Annotated in this window: 19 protein-coding genes; 13 read left to right on the plus strand and 6 right to left on the minus strand. The window is 68.0% G+C overall.

The genetic code is table 11. The features are described from left to right. Nucleotides 1–89: 89 nt before the first annotated feature. Complete coding sequence (gene aceA / locus NOCYR_RS25250) at nt 90–1379, minus strand: isocitrate lyase (protein ID WP_014353246.1); 1290 nt, start codon at nt 1377–1379, stop codon at nt 90–92. Between the two features lie 624 nt (nt 1380–2003). Between aceA and NOCYR_RS25255 the strand changes: the two genes are divergently transcribed. The 5 genes from NOCYR_RS25255 (at nt 2004) to NOCYR_RS25275 (ending at nt 8928) form a co-directional block, all read left to right on the plus strand. Further along, nucleotides 2004–3143 carry an alpha/beta hydrolase family protein gene (locus NOCYR_RS25255; RefSeq protein ID WP_014353247.1) on the plus strand — a complete coding sequence of 380 codons (1140 nt, stop codon included), beginning with the start codon at nt 2004–2006 and terminating at the stop codon, nt 3141–3143. 133 nt (nt 3144–3276) lie between these two features. Next, a complete protein-coding gene (locus NOCYR_RS25260; protein WP_231855989.1) occupies nt 3277–5571 on the plus strand; it encodes an esterase-like activity of phytase family protein in 2295 nt (764 codons plus the stop codon). A 405-nt stretch (nt 5572–5976) separates the two neighbouring features. Continuing rightward, the gene (locus NOCYR_RS25265; RefSeq protein WP_014353249.1) at nt 5977–6999 is read left to right on the plus strand and encodes an XdhC family protein; all 1023 of its coding nucleotides are present in this window, start codon (nt 5977–5979) and stop codon (nt 6997–6999) included. A gap of 79 nt (nt 7000–7078) precedes the next feature. Beyond that, a complete protein-coding gene (locus tag NOCYR_RS25270; RefSeq protein ID WP_014353250.1) occupies nt 7079–7783 on the plus strand; it encodes a nicotinamide mononucleotide transporter family protein in 705 nt (234 codons plus the stop codon). Between the two features lie 179 nt (nt 7784–7962). Continuing rightward, nucleotides 7963–8928 (plus strand): hexose kinase, encoded by a 966-nt coding sequence (locus NOCYR_RS25275; RefSeq protein ID WP_014353251.1) that lies wholly within the window; start codon nt 7963–7965, stop codon nt 8926–8928. 7 nt (nt 8929–8935) lie between these two features. Here NOCYR_RS25275 and ramB read toward each other — a convergent pair whose 3' ends face one another. Next, entirely contained in the window at nt 8936–10342 is a 1407-nt protein-coding gene (ramB, locus tag NOCYR_RS25280; protein WP_014353252.1) for an acetate metabolism transcriptional regulator RamB, read from the minus strand. 94 nt (nt 10343–10436) lie between these two features. Here ramB and NOCYR_RS25285 point away from each other — a divergent pair, with 94 nt between their 5' ends. Continuing rightward, nucleotides 10437–12041, plus strand: coding sequence for an ATP-dependent DNA ligase (locus NOCYR_RS25285; protein WP_014353253.1), 1605 nt, complete (start codon nt 10437–10439; stop codon nt 12039–12041). A 15-nt stretch (nt 12042–12056) separates the two neighbouring features. Here the strand turns inward: NOCYR_RS25285 and NOCYR_RS25290 are convergent, their stop codons facing one another. After that, on the minus strand, nt 12057–12269 hold the full coding sequence (locus NOCYR_RS25290; protein ID WP_014353254.1) for a DUF397 domain-containing protein: 213 nt from the start codon (nt 12267–12269) through the stop codon (nt 12057–12059). Continuing rightward, on the minus strand, nt 12266–13147 hold the full coding sequence (locus tag NOCYR_RS25295) for a helix-turn-helix domain-containing protein (RefSeq protein WP_014353255.1): 882 nt from the start codon (nt 13145–13147) through the stop codon (nt 12266–12268). The genes NOCYR_RS25290 and NOCYR_RS25295 overlap by 4 nt, the downstream gene beginning before the upstream one ends. A 171-nt stretch (nt 13148–13318) precedes the next feature. On the opposite strand from NOCYR_RS25295, the gene NOCYR_RS25300 reads away from it, so the two are divergent. The 6 genes from NOCYR_RS25300 (at nt 13319) to NOCYR_RS25325 (ending at nt 16323) form a co-directional block, all read left to right on the plus strand. After that, a complete protein-coding gene (locus NOCYR_RS25300) occupies nt 13319–13555 on the plus strand; it encodes a hypothetical protein (protein WP_228797736.1) in 237 nt (78 codons plus the stop codon). 55 nt (nt 13556–13610) lie between these two features. After that, nucleotides 13611–14039: a DUF4254 domain-containing protein gene (locus NOCYR_RS25305; protein ID WP_014353257.1), complete on the plus strand. Its 429-nt coding sequence runs from the start codon at nt 13611–13613 to the stop codon at nt 14037–14039. Nucleotides 14040–14158: 119 nt separating this feature from the next. Further along, nucleotides 14159–15397 carry an inorganic phosphate transporter gene (locus NOCYR_RS25310; protein WP_081505512.1) on the plus strand — a complete coding sequence of 413 codons (1239 nt, stop codon included), beginning with the start codon at nt 14159–14161 and terminating at the stop codon, nt 15395–15397. Between the two features lie 9 nt (nt 15398–15406). Next, nucleotides 15407–15688: a hypothetical protein gene (locus NOCYR_RS25315; protein WP_014353259.1), complete on the plus strand. Its 282-nt coding sequence runs from the start codon at nt 15407–15409 to the stop codon at nt 15686–15688. Nucleotides 15689–15698: 10 nt separating this feature from the next. Then, nucleotides 15699–16043, plus strand: coding sequence for a DUF3349 domain-containing protein (locus NOCYR_RS25320; protein WP_014353260.1), 345 nt, complete (start codon nt 15699–15701; stop codon nt 16041–16043). Next, on the plus strand, nt 16039–16323 hold the full coding sequence (locus NOCYR_RS25325; protein ID WP_048833705.1) for a DUF3349 domain-containing protein: 285 nt from the start codon (nt 16039–16041) through the stop codon (nt 16321–16323). The genes NOCYR_RS25320 and NOCYR_RS25325 overlap by 5 nt, the downstream gene beginning before the upstream one ends. Before the next feature lie 71 nt (nt 16324–16394). On the opposite strand, the gene NOCYR_RS25330 is transcribed toward NOCYR_RS25325, so the two are convergent. Then, nucleotides 16395–17600: an MFS transporter gene (locus NOCYR_RS25330; protein ID WP_048833706.1), complete on the minus strand. Its 1206-nt coding sequence runs from the start codon at nt 17598–17600 to the stop codon at nt 16395–16397. Nucleotides 17601–17675: 75 nt separating this feature from the next. Here NOCYR_RS25330 and NOCYR_RS30200 point away from each other — a divergent pair, with 75 nt between their 5' ends. Beyond that, nucleotides 17676–18713, plus strand: coding sequence for a TetR/AcrR family transcriptional regulator (locus tag NOCYR_RS30200; RefSeq protein ID WP_048833707.1), 1038 nt, complete (start codon nt 17676–17678; stop codon nt 18711–18713). A 132-nt stretch (nt 18714–18845) separates the two neighbouring features. On the opposite strand, the gene NOCYR_RS25340 is transcribed toward NOCYR_RS30200, so the two are convergent. Beyond that, nucleotides 18846–20672 carry an acyl-CoA dehydrogenase gene (locus NOCYR_RS25340; RefSeq protein WP_014353264.1) on the minus strand — a complete coding sequence of 609 codons (1827 nt, stop codon included), beginning with the start codon at nt 20670–20672 and terminating at the stop codon, nt 18846–18848. Nucleotides 20673–20817 lie beyond the last annotated feature (145 nt).

Genomic DNA, 20817 nt, shown 5'->3' on the forward strand with positions numbered 1-20817 from the left:
GGGAGGGCGGTACACCCCTACCGGGGTAGAGGACTCGCTATGGAGTTGCCCTCATGGCGCCATCCGGAGATGGCGCCATCAGAGACCGATCAGTGGAACTGACCCTCTTCGGTGGAGCCCTTCAGGGCGGCCGTCGAGGTGTTGGGGTCGACGGTGGTGGCGATGCTGTCGAAGTAGCCGGCACCGACCTCACGCTGGTGCTTGATGGCGGTGAAGCCACGCTCGGCGGCAGCCTTGAACTCGCGCTCCTGCAGGTCGACGAAGGCGGTCATGCCCTCGCGAGCGTAGCCGTGGGCCAGGTCGAACATGCCGTAGTTGAGCGAGTGGAAGCCGGCCAGGGTGATGAACTGGAACTTGAAGCCCATCGCGCCCAGCTCCTTCTGGAACTTCGCGATGGTCGCGTCGTCCAGGTGCGCCTTCCAGTTGAAGGACGGGGAGCAGTTGTAGGCCAGCAGCTGGTCCGGGAACTCCGCCTTGACGGCCTCGGCGAACTGCTTGGCGACCTCGAGGTCCGGCACACCGGTCTCCATCCAGATGAGGTCGGAGTACGGGGCGTAGGCCTTGGCACGCGCGATGCAGGGCTCGATGCCGTTCTTCACACCGAAGAAGCCCTCGGAGGTGCGGGTGCCGTCCAGGAACGGACGGTCGCGCTCGTCGACGTCGGAGGTGATCAGGGTGGCGGCCTCGGCGTCGGTGCGGGCGATGACGACGGTCGGCACGCCGGCGACGTCAGCGGCCAGGCGGGCCGAGGTCAGGGTGCGGATGTGCTGCTGGGTCGGGATCAGCACCTTGCCACCGAGGTGGCCGCACTTCTTCTCCGAGGCGAGCTGGTCTTCCCAGTGCGAACCGGCGACACCGGCCGCGATCATGGCCTTCTGCAGCTCGTAGACGTTGAGCGCGCCACCGAAGCCGGCCTCACCGTCGGCGACGATCGGGGCCAGCCAGTTCTCGACCGAGGTGTCGCCCTCGACCTTGGCGATCTCGTCGGCGCGCAGCAGCGCGTTGTTGATGCGGCGCACGATCTGCGGCACCGAGTTGGCCGGGTACAGCGACTGGTCCGGGTAGGTGTGGCCGGACAGGTTCGCGTCACCGGCGACCTGCCAACCGGACAGGTAGATGGCCTTCAGGCCGGCGCGGACCTGCTGCACGGCCTGGTTACCGGTGAGGGCGCCGAGCGAGTTGATGTAGTCCTCGTTGTTGACGAGATCCCACAGGATCTCCGAGCCGCGGCGAGCGAGCGTGTGCTCCTCGACGACGGTGCCCTGAAGCTTGACGACCTGCTCGGCCGTGTAGTTGCGGGTGATGCCCTTCCAGCGGGGGTTGGTGTCCCAATCCTGCTGGATTTCGGCAGCGGTCTTCGGGGTGCCGACAGTCGACATCTGTGACTCCACTTCCTCGTTCGGTCGGTGCCGCTCCGTCCGGCTCCTCCAGCGGAGATTTCGCACGAACTGCTGGAGCGGCAATTTGCAGGCTTGCTAGGCCCAAGGGGTGTACTTCCACACGATGGCACATCCAGAAATAGCCGTCTACCTGTTGGTACTGTGAATCTCAGCTAGCTTTCACCCACAGTTTGCTAACTCTGCGAAATTTGCGGGCGAATTGCAAGCGTGAAATCTACTCACGGGTAGCGCTGACATGCGGTTTTAGCGTAACGCCCGTACTGTTTGCGATCGGCGGGTGGTGCGGCGCTCGGCCCAGCCGACGCGCCGGGTTGTGAGCACACTCACAGAGCTCTCGGCCGCGCCATTGTGCGGCCCGTCACGCGAGGACACGCCAAGCCGGTCGGGCGCCGAGCGTGTCACTCGCCGGAATCATCCGGCCGCCTCCGCGACGCGGCGGCGCGGCACGCCGAAACTCGGCCGAACTGCTACCTGCGCCGATGGCCGCGCTTGACCGATCGGGCAGACTCGACACCAGTCGTCACCCGGACGAGCGTCCAGTACAACTCGCGCGAGGAGTAGCACTGCGCCGCGCAGAGTCGCAATGCGTCAGACAGGAGCACCATGCGGACCACCAGGATCACCGCCGCCCTCATCACCGGATGCGCCGCCGCGGCGCTGCTGATGCCCAGTGCGCACGCGACCCCGGCCGAGACCGGCGTGGTCGATTCGGTCCAGCCGCTCGCACCGGCGGCGACCCTGCCCGGCTCGGTGAACTCGGTCCGCATCACCTACTCCTCCACCGGCGCGCGCGACGTGCCGACGCAGACCAGCGCGGCGGTCTACTTCCCGCCCGGGCAGGCACCCGAGGGCGGCTGGCCGGTGATCGCGTGGGCGCACGGCACCGTCGGCCTCGGTGACGACTGCGCCTACAGCATCGCCGGACCCGGCGCGGTGGAACGCGACTGGGCCTACCTGGGCACCTGGCTGGATCAGGGCTATGCGGTGGTCGCCGCCGACTACGCGGGTCTCGGCGGTCCGGGCGAGCATCCGTATCTCAACGGTGTAGTCGAGGCCCACAACGTGGTCGACGCCGTGAAGGCCGCGACTCGCCGGTTCGACACGCTGTCGAACAAGTGGGTCGTCGTCGGGCAGTCGCAGGGCGGCGGCGCGGCGGTGTTCACCGCGCGGTACGCGACCGAATTCGGCGGCCCGGAGCTGGACTACCGCGGCGCGGTCGGCACCGGCGTGCCCGCCTACATCGAAGACATCCTGCTGCCGCTCGGCCCCGGTATGCCGCCGATCGAACTCAGCTCGCACACCACCGCCTACGTGCTCTACATCCTCAACGGCCTGCGCACGACCTACCCCGAACTCGATATCGAGTCCTATCTGACCGACGCCGGCCGCACCTGGCTGGCCCGCGCCCGGCAGGCCTGCATCGTGCCCTTCGGTGATGAGCTGAGCGCGAACAATGTCGTCGTCGGCGATCTGTTCGCCCGCCCGCTCAACCAGATTCCGGACCTGCACGGCCTGCTGCGCGGCTACATGGGACTGCCCGAATCCGGCTACGACAAGCCACTGTTCCTCGGCCAGGGCCTGCGCGACACCGACGTCATCACCCCGCAGACGCTGCGTTTCGCCGCCGTGCTGGCCGCCGCGGGCGAGCCGGTCACCCTGCACACCTACCCGACCGGCCACGACGGCGCCGTCAACGATTCGCTGCCGGACTCGCTGCCGTTCGTGCGCGACCTGTTCGCCTGAGCGCGGCCGCGGCAAACTCCGCGCAGCATTCATCCTGCGGTCACCGCGACGTCATTCGGCTCGGCAACGATCGCCGGAATTCTCGCCGCGGCGAGAAGGCATGACAAGCAGGAAGGGGCCGATGGTGGCCAGGATGAGACGGCAGTGGCTATTCGCCACGGTGGCAACGGTTTCGGTGGCGGCGGTCGCCTGCGGATCCGATGACGGCACGGCGGGACTGCCCGCAGCAGACGGCTGGCAACGCGACGCCGCCACCAGCTACCACCGGTTGGCCACCTACCCGGTCTTCCGCAATCTGCCCGACGGTGTGGCGCCGGAAACCCAGACCGTCGCGGAGATCTCGGCGGTCACCGCGGACGGCAAGACGCTGATCTACACCGACGCGCCGGGCAAGCGCATCGGCTTCCTCGACCTCAGTGATCCCGCGGCCCCCACCGGCGCCGGCTCGATCTCCCTGGAACAGCTCGGCCATGCCGACGACCAGCCCACCTCGGTGGCGGTGGTGGGTGATTACGTGCTGGTCGTGATCGACAGCAGCGGAGGCGATTTCGCGCATCCGTCCGGCCGGGTCGATATCGTCCGGATCAGCGATCGCACCAAGGTGCACAGCATCGATCTCGGCGGCCAGCCCGACTCCATCGCGGTGAGCAAGGATGGCACCCGCGCCGCCATCGCGATGGAGAATCAGCGCGATGAGAAGTTCACGCCCGAGGGCGCCGAGGAGGGCGATCTCCCCCAGCCGCCCACCGGTTTCGTACAGATCCTGGAGCTGAACGGCGAGCCGAACCAGTGGTCGGCGCGTCCGGTGCATATCGACGAGGCCGCCGCCCGCGACGCCGGCCTGGACACTCCGCAGGATCTCGAACCCGAGTACGTGAGCATGAACTCGCGCGGCGAGGTGGCGGTGACGTTGCAGGAGAACAACGGCATCGCGATCATCGACGCCGCGACGGCGACCGTGCGCACGGTGTTCTCGGCGGGCAAGGTCAGCGTCGACGGGATCGACACCGCCGAGGACGGCGCGATCGACCAGTCCGGTTCGATCAGCGACGTCGCCCGCGAGCCCGACGCCGTCGGCTGGATCGGCGACGGCCACATCGCGGTCGCGAACGAAGGCGACTGGAAGGGCGGCAGCCGCGGCTGGACCATCTTCGACGCCGTCACCGGCGCGGTGGTGTGGGACGCGGGCAACTCCCTCGAGCAGTTGACCGTGCGCACCGGCCTGCACACCGAGGGCCGCGCCGAGAAGAAGGGACCCGAACCCGAGGGCCTGGCCGTCACCGAACTGGACGGAAAGCCGGTCGTGCTGGTCGGTTCCGAGCGCAGCAACTTCGTCGCGGTCTACGACGTCGCCGATCCGGCCGCGCCGAAATTCCGGCAGATCCTCGCGACGAACGTGGGCCCGGAGGGGATTCTGCCGATTCCGTCGCGCAATCTGCTGGCGGTGTCGTCGGAGGAAGACGATGCGGCGAAGGGGGTGCGCGGCGCGGTGACGGTCTTCGGCTACGGCAGCGAATTCGCCGGTAAGGGCACGCCGCAGTTCCCGTCCGTGGTCTCCGCCGACGGGGCGAACGGCGCTCCGATCGGCTGGGGCGCGCTCGGTGCGCTGAGCGCCGACCCGGCCGCCGCCGACCGCCTCTACACCGCCACCGATGCCGCCTACGGACCGTCGCGGATCCTCGGCCTCGATGTCTCGACCGAGCCCGCCGTCATCGATCGGGAGCTGGCGATCACCGAGAACGGCGCGCCGGTGAGCCTGGATATCGAAGGCCTGGCGGCGCGGGCGGACGGCGGGTTCTATCTCGCGGTCGAGGGCGAAGAAGGGCCCGGCAACGCACTGGTTCAGGTGAACGGAGACGGTGCGATCGACAAGCGCATCGCGCTGCCCGGCGACATCAGCGCCGAACTGGGCAAATACGGTCTCGAAGGCGTCGCCGTCCAGGGTTCGGGCGCCGAGGAGACCGTGTGGGTGGTGTTGCAGCGCGAGCTGAAGTCCGATCCGAAGGGCGTCACGCGGATCGGTAAGTACTCGCCGGCGTCCGGCGAATGGCAGTGGTACGGCTACCAACTCGACACCACCTCCACCGACGGTGACTGGATCGGCGTCTCGGAGATCGCGGTCGACGGCGATTCGCTGCTGCTGCTCGAACGCGACAAGCTCAGCGGGCCGGCCGCGGTGGTCAAGGCCGCCTACCGGGTGGCGATTCCCGGCGATCCCGGCGTCACCGGCACGGCCGCTCCGGCTGTCCTCGCCAAGACCCGCGTGCACGATCTGCTGCCGGACCTCGCCGCCACCAATGGCTGGGTGCAGGAAAAGGTCGAGGGAATGGCGATCGCCGGAAACGGCGGCCTGTATGTCGTCACCGACAACGACGGAGTCGATGACGCGACGGGCGAGACCGTGCTGGTGCGGGTCGCGCTTTCCTGAGTTCACAGCGGGCGGGCGGCGTCGATTCATTCGACGCCGCCCGCATTGTGTTCTACGCCACTTCCCGCCAGTGGTCGCAGTGTGGCGAATACCACTCTCGCCCGAACAATCACGTGAGCCGGAATTCAGTGCCCGCACCGTAGCCGATTCGATGGTGTGAAAACGCTGTGACCAGGACGGTAACCCGTTGATATGTCCTGCATTTCACAGCCGTTGCGCGATTTCTTCGTGACCGGCCACAAGCCTTGGCGCGCCGTTCACACGAGCGCTACCCAAGATTGCGACTGGCACACCTATTTGTACTCCGAGGGCGATATGGTGTGCGTCACGTGCGCCGGATTCGGCGACGGGCGTCGTCCGGTGAACGCCCGCACGGCCCGCGCACGGGTGGATCGGAGTTGTGTGATGCGGGACATCGTCGACGACCTGTTGCGGGTGTGGCACTCGGGCCGGACCGGCGGACTGGCGACCATTGTGCGCACCAATGGTGCGACCGATCTACCGGTCGGGGCGGCCATGCTGGTCGACCCGGACGGCGGCGTTTTCGGCTCGATCACCGCGGGCGGTATCGAAGAGGCCGCCTATGAGGCCACCGCGACCTCGGCCCGCACCGGACAACGCGGTATGCACCGGCTCACCGTCAGCAATTCGATCGACCCCGGCCGGGAAGGCGGGGTGATCGACGTATTCACCGAACCGTTCTCCCGCGATCACTTCCCCGAGTTTCCGACCGTGGCCGCCGAAATCGCCGCGCACCGCCGAGTCACCGTTTTCACCGTGGTGTGGAATCCGGAGCCCGAGGTGATCGGCCAGCATCTGATCACCGACAAACGGCACAACACCGAACTGGTCTCGCTGCCGCAATCCGATATCTTCGTCTCCTCGTTCGCGCCGCCGCCGCGGCTGATCATCTTCGGCGCCAATTCCTTCGCCGCGGCCTTGTCGACGCAGGGGCAACTGCTCGGTTATCGGATCACCATCTGCGATACCCGGCCCAATTTCGCGACCCCGGAATCTTTTCCGGGCGCCGAAGTGGTGGTGGACTGGCCGCACCGATACCTCAATACGCTCTCGGCCGCCGGTGAGATCGACGCCGATACCGGCATCGTCGTGGTCGCCCAGGATCCGAAATTCGAGATCCCCTTGCTCACCGTCGCGCTGCGACTGCCCGAGCTCGGCTATCTCGCGGCACTCGGTTCCGCCTCGGTGCACGCCCGCCGCATGGACGATCTGCGCGCAGGCGGTTTCGACGACACCCTGCTCGCCCGGCTGCACTCCCCCGCCGGCCTCGGCATCGGCGCCCGCACCCCGGCCGAAACCGCCGTCGCCATCGCCGCCGAACTGCTGGCGGCCCGGGCCGGCCGCGCCGCTGCGCGCACCGGCGAGCGCAGGCCATCGGTCGGTACCTTCGCGCAACAGGCGATCTGAGCGACGGCGAATTCGACTCATCCCGACCCGAACCACCCGGACATGGATGAGATAGCGACCGTCCCCGGTTACACCCAGGGTGAATCCGTTCCTCGCCCTGCTCGACGCCAAACTGCACATCGCCGGCTCGGAGATCCTGTGGCGGGAGATCGTCGGCAACGGCTTCGGCATGGCCTCGGCCATCGGCGGTATGCGGCGGCGGGTGTGGGCCTGGCCGGTCGGCATCGCGGGCAACGCGCTGCTGTTCACGGTGTTCGTCGGCGGGGTGTTCAACACCCCGCAGCAGTTGAACATGGCCGGGCAGGCGGGACGTCAGCTGATGTTCGTCGCGGTCAGCGCCTACGGCTGGTGGAGTTGGTACCGCTATGCGCGCGCCGAGACCGGACTCGAACATCGCGGCGTCGATCCGCGCTGGGCGAGCGCGCGGGAACGCTGGCTGCTGGTCGCCGCGATGGCGGTCGGCACGGTCGGATTCGCGCAGGTCTTCGCCTGGATCGGCTCGTACGGCCCGTGGGCCGAGGCGTGGATCTTCACCGGCTCGGTACTGGCCACCTACGGGATGGCGCGCGGCTGGGCGGAGTTCTGGTTGATCTGGATCGGCGTCGACATCGTCGGCATCCCGCTGCTGGTGCGCGCGGGGTACTACCCGTCGGCGGTGCTGTATCTGGTCTACGCGGGATTCGTGGCGTGGGGCTTCACGGTGTGGGTGCGCACGCTGCGCCGCGCGGGATCGGGTCCGGCCGATCAGCACCCGCCGTCACCGGCGCTCACGACCTCGCCGTGACCGGCGCCGCCGGATTCCGGTCGGCGTTCTACCCGCACGCGCGGCAGCACTGCTAGCCCGGCACGCACAGATCGGGCGATACCACAAAGCCCGCCGCCGAACTTCGGGATCGCTGATAAACCCGCACCGATCCCACCCCAGCGGTTGCGCGCCCCGCGTAGGCGTGGACAGTTGAGGACGTGATCCTCACCGTGACAATGAATCCCGCCTACGACATGACCTATCGAGTCGAAGAACTCGAACGCGGTCGGGCGCATCGGGTGCGATCGGTCGAGCAGCGCATAGGGGGCAAGGGAATCAATGTCACCAGGGTGCTCAACCAGCTCGGCAAATACGCCCGCGCCACCGGTTTCGCCGACCACGCCTTCGCCGCCGCGGCCGAATTGGAGCTGCCGGTCGATTTCGTGCACGCGCTGCCCTGGGTGCGCCGGACGGTGGTGATCAGCGAATCCGGTTCCGGTACCGCGACCGCGCTGTGGGAGCCGGGCGCCCGGATCACCAACCCGCATGCCGCCGAACAGCTCGCGGTGCGGGTGGCCGGACTGCTGCCGGATATCTCGGGGCTGGTGATCGCGGGCTCGCTGCCCGGCGGCATCGATCCGGAACTGCCCGCCCAGATCGCTCGCAGCGCGCTCGAGCACGGCGTGCCCACCATCTGCGATCTGGACGGCGAGGCGATGCGGCTGGCCGCGAAGCTACCCGGGGTGGTGCTCACGCCCAATCGCGGTGAGCTGCGGCGGCTCACCGATGCCGATCCGCAGACCCCCGCCGAGGTGGTCGAGTCGGTGCGGCCGCTGATCGAGGGCGGGGTGCTCGCGGTGCTGGCCAAACGCGGTGCCGAGGGCATGGTCGCGGTGACCGCCGACGGCGCGTGGACGGCCGCGCTGCCCGAACCGCTCGCGGGCAACCCCACCGGGGCGGGCGATTCGGCCACGGCCGCCATCATCGCGGCGCTGTCGACTCGGGCGGCTCCGGATTGGCCCGCGATCCTCACCGATGCCGTCGCGACCTCGGCGGCGGCCGTCGTCATCCCGGTCGCCGGCGAGATCGATCGACGACTGCGCAGCCATCTCGCGCCCACCGTGCGGATCTCCGAGATCACCGCCGACCCGGACGGAAAGCCCGAGGTCGTCGCGGTGCCGTAGCCCCGGCCTACTTGAGGACGTACGGGGAGACCGAACTGCGGTGCTCACTGATATCGAGCACCTTGCCCAGCGGGGGAAACGCGCGCTGCGGACAGTTCGCGCGCTCACAGACGCGGCAGCCCGCGCCGATGGGGGTGGCCTTGGCCTCGCCGAGATCGATACCGTCGGCATAGACCACCCGGCCTGCATGGCGCAGTTCGCACCCCAGCCCGATGGCGAAGGTTTTGCTGGGCTGTCCGTACGCCGTCGCGCGGCGCTCGACGGTGCGCGCCACCCACAGGTATTTGCGGCCGTCGGGCATCTGCGCGATCTGGGTCATGATCTTGCCCGGATAGGCGAAGGTCTCGTACACATTCCACAGCGGACAGGTGCCACCGCTGGAGGAGAAGTGAAAACCGGTGGCGGACTGCCGTTTCGACATATTTCCCGCGCGATCCACCCGGACGAACGAGAACGGCACCCCGCGCAATTCCGGCCGTTGCAAGGTGGACAGGCGATGACAGATCGTCTCGTAGCTCTGGGTGAAGAAGGCCGAAAGCCGTTCGATGTCGTAGCGGAAATCCTCGGCGATTTCGTGAAAGTACGTGTACGGCAACACGGTTGCGGCGGCGAAGTAGTTGGCCAGCCCGAGCATGGCCAGCTTCCTGGCGTCCTCGGACATGAAATTGCCCTCGTCGACCAGCTGTTCCAGCAGCTCGCCGCATTCGAAATAGGCGAGTTCAGCCGCGAGCTTGAACGTGCGCTGCCCACCGGACAGGTGCGGCGCGATCTCCAGCCGTAGATTCTCCGGATCGTAGCGGTGCAGCACACCCTCACCGAGGTCGATGCGTTCGAGGATGCGCACACCGTGCGACCGCAGCATGCGCGCGATCTCGCTGTTCACATCGCCGCCGTGGAAACGGATGCGGTTGGCCAATTCCTCTGCGGCGGTATCCAATTCATGGATGTAGTTCTGCCGCTGATAGAAGTAGTCGCGCACTTCCTCGTGCGGTTTGCTGATCGTGGCGCTGCCCGAGCCGTCGGCGAAACGGTCCTCGGTGGCGGCCGCAAGCTGGGCGCTGGTATTGCGGTATCGGCGGTGCATATTGACCAGCGCACGGGCCATGCTCGGATGCGCGGAGACGATTTCGGCGATCTCCTTGGCATCGGCCTCGATACCGAGTTCGGCGTCCATCACCACTTCTTGCAGTTCGGCGATGAGCCGGGTGTCGTCCTGGGACGAGAAGAAGGTGGCATCGACGCCGAACACCTCATTGATCCGCAACAGCACCGGGACGGTGAGCGGACGCACGTCGTGTTCGATCTGATTGAGATAGCTCGCCGAGATCTCCAGTTGTTGAGCGAGCGAGACCTGGCTGAGCCCGCGTTCGGTCCGCAGCTGCCGAAGCCGCGCACCGACGTAAGTCTTGGCCATGCGACCAGCTTATGGCCGATTTCGCAAACCTGCCATAAGCAGAATTAGCAGCGGGTTAGAGCCATATGTCACACCGGCGGGTTACCGTCGTCTGGTGCTGTTCACCGATGTCGTGCGAGCGTCGGAGACCGTCCGCGCCACCCGCTCGCGGAAAACCAAGATCGCCGCCCTGGCCGAGCTGCTGGGCGCGGCGCAGCCCGAGGAGCTCGCCGCCATCGTCGCCTGGGTGTCGGGCGAGCTGCGGCAGGGCCGCATCGGGACCGGCTGGCGCACCCTCACCGCGCTCGGCGAGGCCGCGGCCGATGCGCCCACCCTCACCGCGTCACGGGTGGACGAACTGCTCGGCGAACTGGCCGCCACCTCCGGGCCCGGCTCGGCGAATCGCCGCAAACAACTGCTGAGCGAGCTGTGGCGGGCCGCGACCGCCGATGAGCAGGCGTTCCTGCTGCGATTGCTGACCGGCGAGCTGCGCCAGGGCGCGCTCACGGCCGTCGTCACCGAGGCCGTCGCCCGCGCCGCCGACGTCCCGCTGGAGCTGGTGCGCCGGGCCTACATGCTGTCGGGGAAACTGCCGGTCACCGCCATCGCCGCCCTCACCGGCGGCGAAGCGGCACTGCGCGAATTCCGGCTGGAAGTGGGCCGCCCGATCCAGCCCATGCTCGCCTCCCCCGGCGCCACCCTCGACGACGCCCTCGCCGAATTCGACGGAGCGTTCAGCGTCGAACACAAACTCGACGGCGCCCGCATCCAGGTCCACCGCGACGGCGACCAGGTCTGGGTCTTCACCCGCACCCTCCGCGACATCACCGCCAACGTCCCCGAACTGGTCGAACTGGTCGCCGGCCTGAACTGCACCAGCGTCGTCCTGGACGGCGAAACCCTCGCCCTCACCGACACCGGGCGGCCCCGGCCGTTCCAGGAGACGATGGCGCGGTTCGCGTCGGGGGATCTGGGGCAGAGCGCGGTCCCGCCGCCAGGGGCCGGCGCATCCGAGGCCGGCTCGGAGCCGACGGTTCCCACTGAGCTGCGGCCGGTGCCGACCTCCACGCGGGAGCTGCTGCTGCATCCGTACTTCTTCGACTGCCTGCATCTCGACGGGCGCGATCTGCTGGATGAGCCGTTGATCGAGCGGCGGGCGGCGCTCACCAAAGTTGCCGGGGAGCACAGTATTCCGGCGCTGATCCGGCCGGATGCCGAGGCGGCGGCGGAGTACTTCGACGGGGCGCTGGCGGCCGGGCACGAGGGGGTGATGATCAAATCGCTCGATGCGCCGTATGCGGCGGGGCGGCGCGGGCGGTCCTGGTTGAAGATCAAGCCGACGCACACGCTCGACCTGCTGGTACTCGGTGCCGAATGGGGTTACGGGCGCCGGACGGGGTATCTGTCCAATCTGCATCTGGGCGCCCGCGATCCCGAATCCGGCGAGCCGGTGATGGTCGGCAAGACCTTCAAGGGCCTCACCGACGCCCTGCTGCACTGGCAGACCGCCGAATTCCCCCGCCACGAACGCACCCGCGACCAGCACACCGTCTACCTCTGGCCGGAGCTGGTCGTGGAGATCGCCCTCGACGGAGTGCAGACCAGCACCCGCTACCCGGGCGGCGTCGCCCTGCGCTTCGCCCGGGTCGTCCGCTACCGCCCGGACAAGACGCCCGAGCAGGCCGACACCATCGACACCGTGCGCGCGCTACTGCCGTGAAAGGCGAGTGAAAGGTCAGTGCCGGGTCGACTCGAGGTAGGCGACGAACGACGTCCAGGCGGAAGGAGTGAACACGAGGATGGGTTGGGTGGACCGGTCCGGGTGTTTGCTGTCGCGGACGAGGGTGGAGTCGGGGGTGAAGGACACCTCTACGCAGGTTTGGCTGTCGCCGGAATACGAGGACTTGAACCAGCCCGTGCGGGCGCTGCCCGAGTCGTCAATGTTCACATGGTCGACTCTAGGTCGTCGGCCCGCTGTTCGATCAGGGCCAGCGAATTGTCTCGGTCGAAAGCGACGGTGATCGCGCGATCGTGCAGGAACGCCAGGTCGCGCACGCGCGTGTCCTTGCGTTCGGCGTCATCGGTGAAAAGGTCGCCGAAGACAGCCGATTCGTGCCACGCCGAGGTCGGCAGCCGGGGACTGTCGAAGTCGAGCAGGTGGAACGTCGATCCGCCCATGACGCTCGCGGGCGAAGTGAAGGGGATGACCCGTACATCGACGTTGTCGGGGTGGCGGCGGATCATGTCGGCGAGGTGACGTAGCTGCCGCAGGAGCACCCCGGCGCCGCCGAATTGCTGGACGAGCGCTGCCTCGCCGATCACCGCCGAGAGCATGACGGGATCGTCGTCGTCGAGTCGTTGCTGGCGCCGGCGGCGGACGGCGACTCGCTGCTCGATTTCGACCGGGGGCACCGTGGCCGTTGCCGAGGCCATCAGGGCGCGGGTGTAGTCCTCGTGTTGGAGAAGCCCCGGCATCAACACGCTTTCGAACGTCCGGACCGAGCGCGCGCCCCATTCCAGGCCGTAATACCGCAGCAGCTGTTCGCTGAACAGGGCGGAGTAGCGGGTCCACCAGCCACGGGCTTTCGCCGCTTCGCGCAGCGCCAGCAGCTCGTCTCGCTCATCCTCGTCGATCTCCAAGATGTCGAGTAGCTGCTCGAGTTTCCCCTCGGGGAGCAGGTTTCGCTCGTTCTCGATGTGCGACCAATACGCCGCCGAAACTTTGAGAGCCCTGGTGATGAATGAGGCACCGAGCCCGAGATCGAGCCGGCGCCGTCGCAGCCGCAGCGCCAGTTCCCAGCGCGCGACACCCGGCGACGACGTCATAAATCCGCATCGTACAGGGTACCGCGTGCGCCAATCTGGTTCGTAGTTTGACTTGTATAGTTTAGCAATCTACAGTGAGCGTCATCACAAATGGCAGCGGGGGGGCTCTCACGTCCCCGCATGGCGGGGAGCGAGGGGTCGATGGCTGTGCATGTGGTGCGCAGGGTGTGGATGGTTGGGGACAAGACGGCGCATCGGGCACGCGCGGTGGGAGATGGGGCGTGGGTGGTGTCGTATCTGCGGGGGCGGATGCTGACGATCGAGCAGGCCGTGGCGGCGTTGCAGGCGGCCGAGTTGGTGGTCGATATGGACGAGTTGGCCGCGCGGGTGGGGTTGACGTCGCTGGAGATGTTCGGGCTCGCGGTGGTCGAAGCGCCGTGGGACGCGGTTTCGGTATTCGACGAGTGAGAGAACGCGCTTTATCCGAAAACTATTGTCCGGCACCATAAAACAAGGGGGAATCGTGTCGATCCTGCCCACCAAGGAAAAGCTGCTCCTCGCCTGTCGCACCGCACCGCGCGAACAGCATCCGGTTCTCGGCGCCGCGCACCTGCTGGCCGGGCTGCACACCAAACGCAGGCGCCTCGCGCTCGGCGCCACCACCGATATCGACCGGCGCCGCGCCCGCCTGGTCCTCGCCGTCGACCGCTGGGTGGCGACCGAGCTGCCGATCGCGCACGGCGGCGCGCATATGCACACCGAAACCGTCGGCACCGTGGTCGACCGCCTGGCCATGCTGTCGACTCGCGCCCACGACACACTGTTGACCGCACCGCCCTGGCTGATCCACGACGCCTGGGAAAGCCTCGCCGAACTCGCCGTCGGCTACGAGGACCTCGCCTGCGAAATCGGCACCGGTCGCCGTCGCCTGCCCCGCCGCGCAGAGCCCTGACGGGTCGCGGCCGCGGGCCGGCCTATACCCGAAGTGACGGAATCCTAGATGAACACGACACGGACGCGATTTGGCATCCGTATGAAAATCGTCAAAACGGATACCGCACACTGGACGGCGTGACCGTTGAATTGCTGGTTCTGCTCATCGTCATCGTCACGGCACTCGTATTCGATTTCACCAACGGCTTCCACGACACCGCCAACGCGATGGCCACCTCGATCGCGACCGGTGCGTTGCGGCCGCGGGTCGCGGTGGCGTTGTCGGCGGTGCTGAACCTGATCGGTGCGTTCCTGTCGGTGGCGGTCGCGGCGACAGTGGCCAAAGGGATCGTGCAACTCGACGCGGTGTCGGGGCATGCCCTGCTGATCATCGTGTTCGCGGGGCTGGTCGGCGGCATCCTGTGGAATCTGCTCACCTGGCTGTTCGGCCTGCCGTCGAGCTCCTCGCATGCCCTGTTCGGCGGTCTCATCGGCGCCACCCTGGCCGCGCTCGGCTGGAGCGGCGTCATCTGGGCCGACGGCTCCAACGGCGTGCTCGCCAAAATCGTCATCCCGGCCGTCCTCGCGCCCGTCATCGCGGCGCTGGTCTCGGCGGTGGGGACGTGGCTGGTCTACCGGATCACCCGCGGCGCCGACGAGGGCAAGGTCAACGAGGGGTTCCGCTGGGGGCAGGTCGGGTCGGCGTCACTGGTCTCGCTGGCGCACGGCACCAACGACGCGCAGAAGACGATGGGCGTCATCTTCCTGGCCCTGGTCGCGCACGGCAGCCTCACCAAGGACGACGAGATGCCGCTGTGGGTGATGGCCGCCTGTGCCGTCGCCATCGCCGCGGGCACCTACCTCGGCGGCTGGCGCATCATCCGCACGCTCGGCAAGGGCCTGGTGGAGATCGACTCGCCGCAGGGTCTGGCGGCGGAATCGTCGTCGGCGGCGATCATCCTGACCTCCGCGCACTTCGGGCTGCCGCTGTCGACCACCCAGACCGCCACCGGATCCATCCTCGGCAGCGGACTCGGCAAGGGCGCCGAGGTGCGCTGGGGCGTGATGGGCCGCATGGTGGTGGCCTGGCTGCTGACGCTGCCCGCCGCCGGAATCATGGGCGCCATCTGCTGGGCCATCGCGCACTTCATCGACGGCCTGCCCGGCGTGCTCGTCGTCTTCGCGCTGCTGATCGGCCTGGCCACGCTGATCTACCTGCGGTCGCGGCGCAACCCCGTCGACACCACCAACGTCAACGAATGGCCCGGTGACGGTCCCGCGGGCGGCGGATCGGCGGATACCGGCATCATCGAGGATGTGCGGCACGGTTCGGCGCCCGGCCCCGATACCGGACACAATCGTTCGGCCCAGGTTTAGGAGCTTCCGGTGCACACTCTCGTCACGAATCTGAGCTCGCTGTGGAAGGTCGTCGCGGCCGGTCTGGTGTTCGGCGCCGGCCTGCCGATGATCTTCGCGTTCGGCGTGCGGTTCTGGTCGGCCTCGGAAACCCGCAGCGACGGCGGCGTGGTGCGGCGCAACTACCCGGCGCTGGCCGGGGCTCTGGTATGTCTGGGATTGGTGATCGCCGCCGTGGTGGCCGGTGTGCTCTACACGGCGAAGGCGTTCCTCGCCGCGCGGTTCGGCATCTATCTGTTCGGCGAGTCCTGAAGGGCGTGCAGTGACCGATTCGATCAACTCCAGCCAGTCCGACCCGGTGCGGCCGAAACTGCTCGGCCGGATCATCGGCTGGCTGCGCGCGGGCTACCCGCAGGGGGTGCCGCGCTCGGATTACGTCGCGCTGTTCGCCGTGCTGCACCGTCACCTCACCGACTACGAGGTCGCCGCCGTCGCGGAGGAGCTGGCGCGGGAGAACCCGGAACGCGAGATCACCCACGCCGATATCGAGGACGCGATCGCCCGCATCGCCAAGGAGCAGCCGGCGCCGGACGACATCTCGCGGGTCGCCTCACACCTGGCCGCCGGCGGCTGGCCGCTGGCCGAACCGCTCACCGAACCCGATTGATATGCCGCCCTTCCTGAACGCCATCATCGACTGGCTGCGCGCCGGATATCCCGAGGGCGTGCCGGAGTCCGACTACATCCCGCTGCTGGCCCTGCTGCGCCGCCGCCTCTCCGACGACGAAGTGCGCCAGATCGCCACCGAACTCCTGCGCTCCGGCGAGCACCCCGACCGCATCGACATCCAGGTCCTGATCACCAAGATCACCAACGAGATGCCCTCGGAAACCGACGTGGCACGCATCCAATCCCGCCTCGACCCGCCCACCTGGCCCGAGCCCTGACACCGAGAGTCACATGAGCGAGGCAAAACGCGAGTAGACCTCTCGCTCATGTGACTCTCGGCGAAATCGGTTCACTTGGGTGGGCGGGGGGCTAGGAGGGTGAGGGTTAGGGCTAGGAGGAGGAGGGCGGCGAGGGTCCAGGAGAGAGCTGCGAAGCCGTGGGGGGCGGCTGCGGCGGCGACCAGGGGGCCGGTGGTGGCGCCGACGTAGAAGCTGAACATCGCCACCGAGGAGGCGGCGGCTCTGGCGTCGCCGCCTAGTTCGCCTGCCGATTGCAGGACAGCGGGGGCGATGACGCCGAGGCCGCCGACGAGGACGGCCAGCAGGACCGTCAGCAGGGCGACTTCCGTGCCGGCGAGTGCTGCGGCGATCATGGCGACCGCGGCGACCAGCACGCCGAGCACGATCTGGCCGTGCCGGGAGAGCCGGGCCAGCGGGATCGCCAGCAGCGGCAGGGCCAGCATCACCGGGAGGGCGCCGGCGCGCAGTGCCAGCAGTTCACCGGAACCGTGGACCAGGCCGGCGATTTCGATGCCGGTGTACACCCCGACCATGACCGCCATGCTCAGGGCGCCCGCGATCAGCATGGGGAGCAGTGCGCGGATGCGCAGCACCGCGGGGATTGCGGCATAGCTGTGGCGCAGCGACCGATTCGCGGCGGCGGGCAGGTCGTCGAGCATGACCGAGCGCAGGGCGAAGGCGAGCACGGCGAACAAGACGGCGGAGCCGAGGAACACCGTGCGCCACGGGAACCAACCGACCACTGCCTGTGAGACGATCTGCGCCAGCACGGTCGCGGCCAGGAATGAAGTCGCCATCGACATGGTCACCACCGCGCGGTGGCGGGGCGCGATCCGGATCGCGACATAGGCCATGAGCGCGGGCGGGATCGACCCGACGACCAGCCCCTGCACCACCCGCAGCGGAATCTCCACCGAAGCACTGAACGCCATACCGGTCAAGAGGGTGACCACCGCGGCGGTGAGCATGCCAGTGAACAACACCCGGCGATGTCCGAACCGGTCCGACAGCGGCCCGAAGAGCACGAAGCCGCCCGCATAGCCGAACGCGAACGCGCTGATGATCCAGGTCATCACCCCCGACCCGACGTGCCAATCCGATTTCATGGCGCTGAACAGGGGAATCGGGATGTACATCTGGCCGGTGGCGAGGAGTGCGGACACGACGAAGACCGGGAGCGTCTTGGCGGTGGAGGCGTGTTCGGTGGGCGCGGGGATCGAACCAGGAACGGCGAGAGGAACTGTCGGCGATGCCATGGTACGAAGCGTACGGCCGGCACGACGCCAACGTCAACCAAATAGTTGGTTTAATGGAATGGTAAAGTCTTGCCCATGACGCCCACCACCAAACGCAGCGACGCCACCCGGCAGGCACTGTTGCGCGCGGCGCGCGACGAATTCGCCGAATACGGGCTGGCCGGTGCGCGAGTCGACCGCATCGCCGAGGCGGCGGGCGTCAACAAGGAGCGCATCTACGGGCTGTTCGGCAGCAAAGACAAACTGTTCGACGTCATCCTGATCGACAGCCTGCGCGAATTCATGGAGACCGTGCAGCCACTGGCCGACACCGAGGTGGGCGACTACGTCGCCAAACTGTTCGACTACCACCACGACAACCCGAAACTGCTGCGCCTGATGCTGTGGGAGGCGCTGCATCGCGGCGCCGACGCGCACGATATCGACGGTTGGCGCGCCGACTTCTACGAACGCAAATTCGACCGCGCGCAACAGCAATTCGGCGTCGACCAGCAGCGCGCCGGCTTGCTGCTGATCGCCCTGTGCGGGGTCGCGAACTGGGCCAACACCCTCCCCCAGACCGCACGTCTGCTGCTCGGCGACGCCGCCGACGACACCGCGACCATCCGCACCTTCATGGCCGATTTCGCCCGCGCGGCCCTGCGCTACGACCGGGACTCGCCGGTCAATATCTTGACCGGCCCCGGCGCCGCGGGAGGTGAGCAGGCGCAGACCGATGCCGCGCACGGCGAGCGCGCTCGCGTCGACAAGCCGACCGCATCCGACCAGGACTCCGAATGCACCGCGGCCGCTTCCCCGCGTCCCGATATGCGGCGGGCGGCTGACACCACGAGCCTGGCGCGTCCGCCCGCCGACCTCGAGCCCGCCGGGGCGTCCTCCGTGCCGGGCGGACCCAGCCGATCGGCAACCAGCACAGACGAATCCGGCACCGCCCCCGTCGCCGCGGCCGCCGAACGCTTGCGCGCAGCCCAAGCGGCCGTCGAAGCCGCGCGCGCCGACCTGGCGACGGCCCTGCGTGACGCCCACGCCTGCGGCACCAGCGCCAACCAGCTGGCCCGCCAGGTCTCGGGGACCCTGTCGCGCCCCGTCGTCCTGAAACTCCTCGCGGACTAGCGGCGCTCAGAACGGTTGCGACACTCGGTCACTTGGCCGACGGAGCACCGGAGGGGCGCCCCTACCACGCGACCACCGCCTGCCCGACGCCTCCGGCACCGGTAACGCCGAGCCCCGGCTCGTGGCGCCGGGTCAGAACGCCGCCTCGTCCAGCGCCATGATGTCGGTATCCAGCGACCCGATCACGTTCTTGACCGCCGTCAGCGTCGGCAGCACGTTCCGCGCGAAGAACGTTGCCACCCCGACCTTTCCTGCATAGAACGCCCGGTCCTTCTCACCCACTTCACCAGCCAGCGCTGCGGCCGCGATTTCGGCCTGCACCAGCAGGCGCCAGCCGATGAGCAGGTCGCCCACGGCCAGCAGGAAACGGACCGAACCGAGCCCGACCTTGTAGATCTCGCTCGGCTCCTCCTGCGAAGCCATCAGGTAGCCGGTGAGGGTGGCGGCCATGGTCTGTACGTCGGCCAGGGCCGTGCGCAGTAGTTCGCGTTCGGGTTCGAAGCGGCCGCTCTTGGCGTCGAGGAAGGCGCTGATCTGGCCGGTCACGTGGCCGATCGCCACGCCTTTGTCGCGCACGATCTTGCGGAAGAAGAAGTCCTGCGCCTGGATGGCGGTGGTGCCTTCGTAGAGCGAGTCGATCTTGGCGTCGCGGATGTACTGCTCGATCGGGTAGTCCTGCAGATAGCCCGATCCGCCCAGGGTTTGCAGGGATTCGGTGAGGTACTGGTAGGCACGCTCGGAACCGACACCCTTGACGATCGGCAGCAGCAGATCGTCGACGCGGTGCGCAAGGTCCTCGTCGGCGCCGGAGACCAGTTGCGCCACATCGGCATTCTGGTGCGCGGCCGTGTAGAGGTACACCGCGCGCAGACCCTCGGCGTAGGCCTTCTGCATGGCCAGCGAACGACGCACATCCGGGTGGTGGGTGATGGTGACGCGCGGGGCGGTCTTGTCGGTCATCTGCGTCAGGTCCGCGCCCTGCACCCGCTCTTTGGCGTAGGCCAGCGCGTTGAGGTACCCGGTCGACAAGGTGCCGCTGGATTTGACGCCCACCATCATGCGGGCGTTCTCGATCACCTGGAACATCTGCGCGATACCGTCGTGCACCTCGCCGACCAGCCACCCGACCGCGGGCACCTCGCCGCCGAAGGTGAGTTCGCAGGTGGGCGAGGACTTCAGGCCCATCTTGTGCTCGAGATTGGTCACGTAGACGCCGTTGCGTTCACCGAGTTCGAGCGTCTCGGGATCGAACAGGTATTTCGGCACGTAGAACAGCGACAGCCCCTTGGTGCCCGGCCCCGCACCTTCCGGCCGCGCCAGCACCAGATGGAAGACGTTCTCCGCGGTATCACCGACATCGCCGCCGGAGATGAACCGCTTCACGCCCTCGATATGCCAGGTCCCGTCCGGCTGGGCGATGGCCTTGGTGCGGCCGGCGCCGACATCGGAGCCGGCGTCGGGTTCGGTGAGCACCATGGTGCCCTGCCAGCCCTTGTCGTAGCCGCGGGTGGCCCAGTGCTGCTGCTGTTCGGTGCCGATGTTGTAGAGCACCGCCGCCATCACCGGCCCCATATTGAAAAACGAGGCCGACGGATTCGCGCAGGTGATCATCTCGTTGACCGCCCACACCAGCGCCGACGGTGCGGGCGTTCCGCCCATCCCCTCGGGCAGGCCGAGCCGGCTCCAATCGGCTTCGCGCACCGTAGCCAGCGTCTGGCGCAGCGCGTCCGGCACGGTGATGGTGTGCTCGTCGGGGACGAACTGGACCGGATCGCGGTCGGCGGCGGCGAAGGATTCGGCCACCGGCCCCTCGGCCAGGCGTTTGACCTCGGCCAGGATCTCCCGGACGGTCTCGGAATCCAGATCACCGTAGGCCCCGGTGTCGAGCAGTTTGTCCAGTCCGAGCACCTCGAACAGATTGAACTCGATATCGCGCAGGTTCGCCTTGTAGTGCCCCACCGCGTCCTCCTCGACTCACCGCGCGCGGTCAGCCGACCGTGCGGGTCTTCCGGCTAGCTGATGACTTCGAGTCGAAGCGTGCCGCACCGCCGGCGAGCTACGCAACCGTAGGCGCGGGCCGACCTCACCGCACCGTACTGGACGC

This window comes from Nocardia cyriacigeorgica GUH-2 (assembly GCF_000284035.1).
GTDB classification, from domain to species: domain Bacteria; phylum Actinomycetota; class Actinomycetes; order Mycobacteriales; family Mycobacteriaceae; genus Nocardia; species Nocardia cyriacigeorgica_B.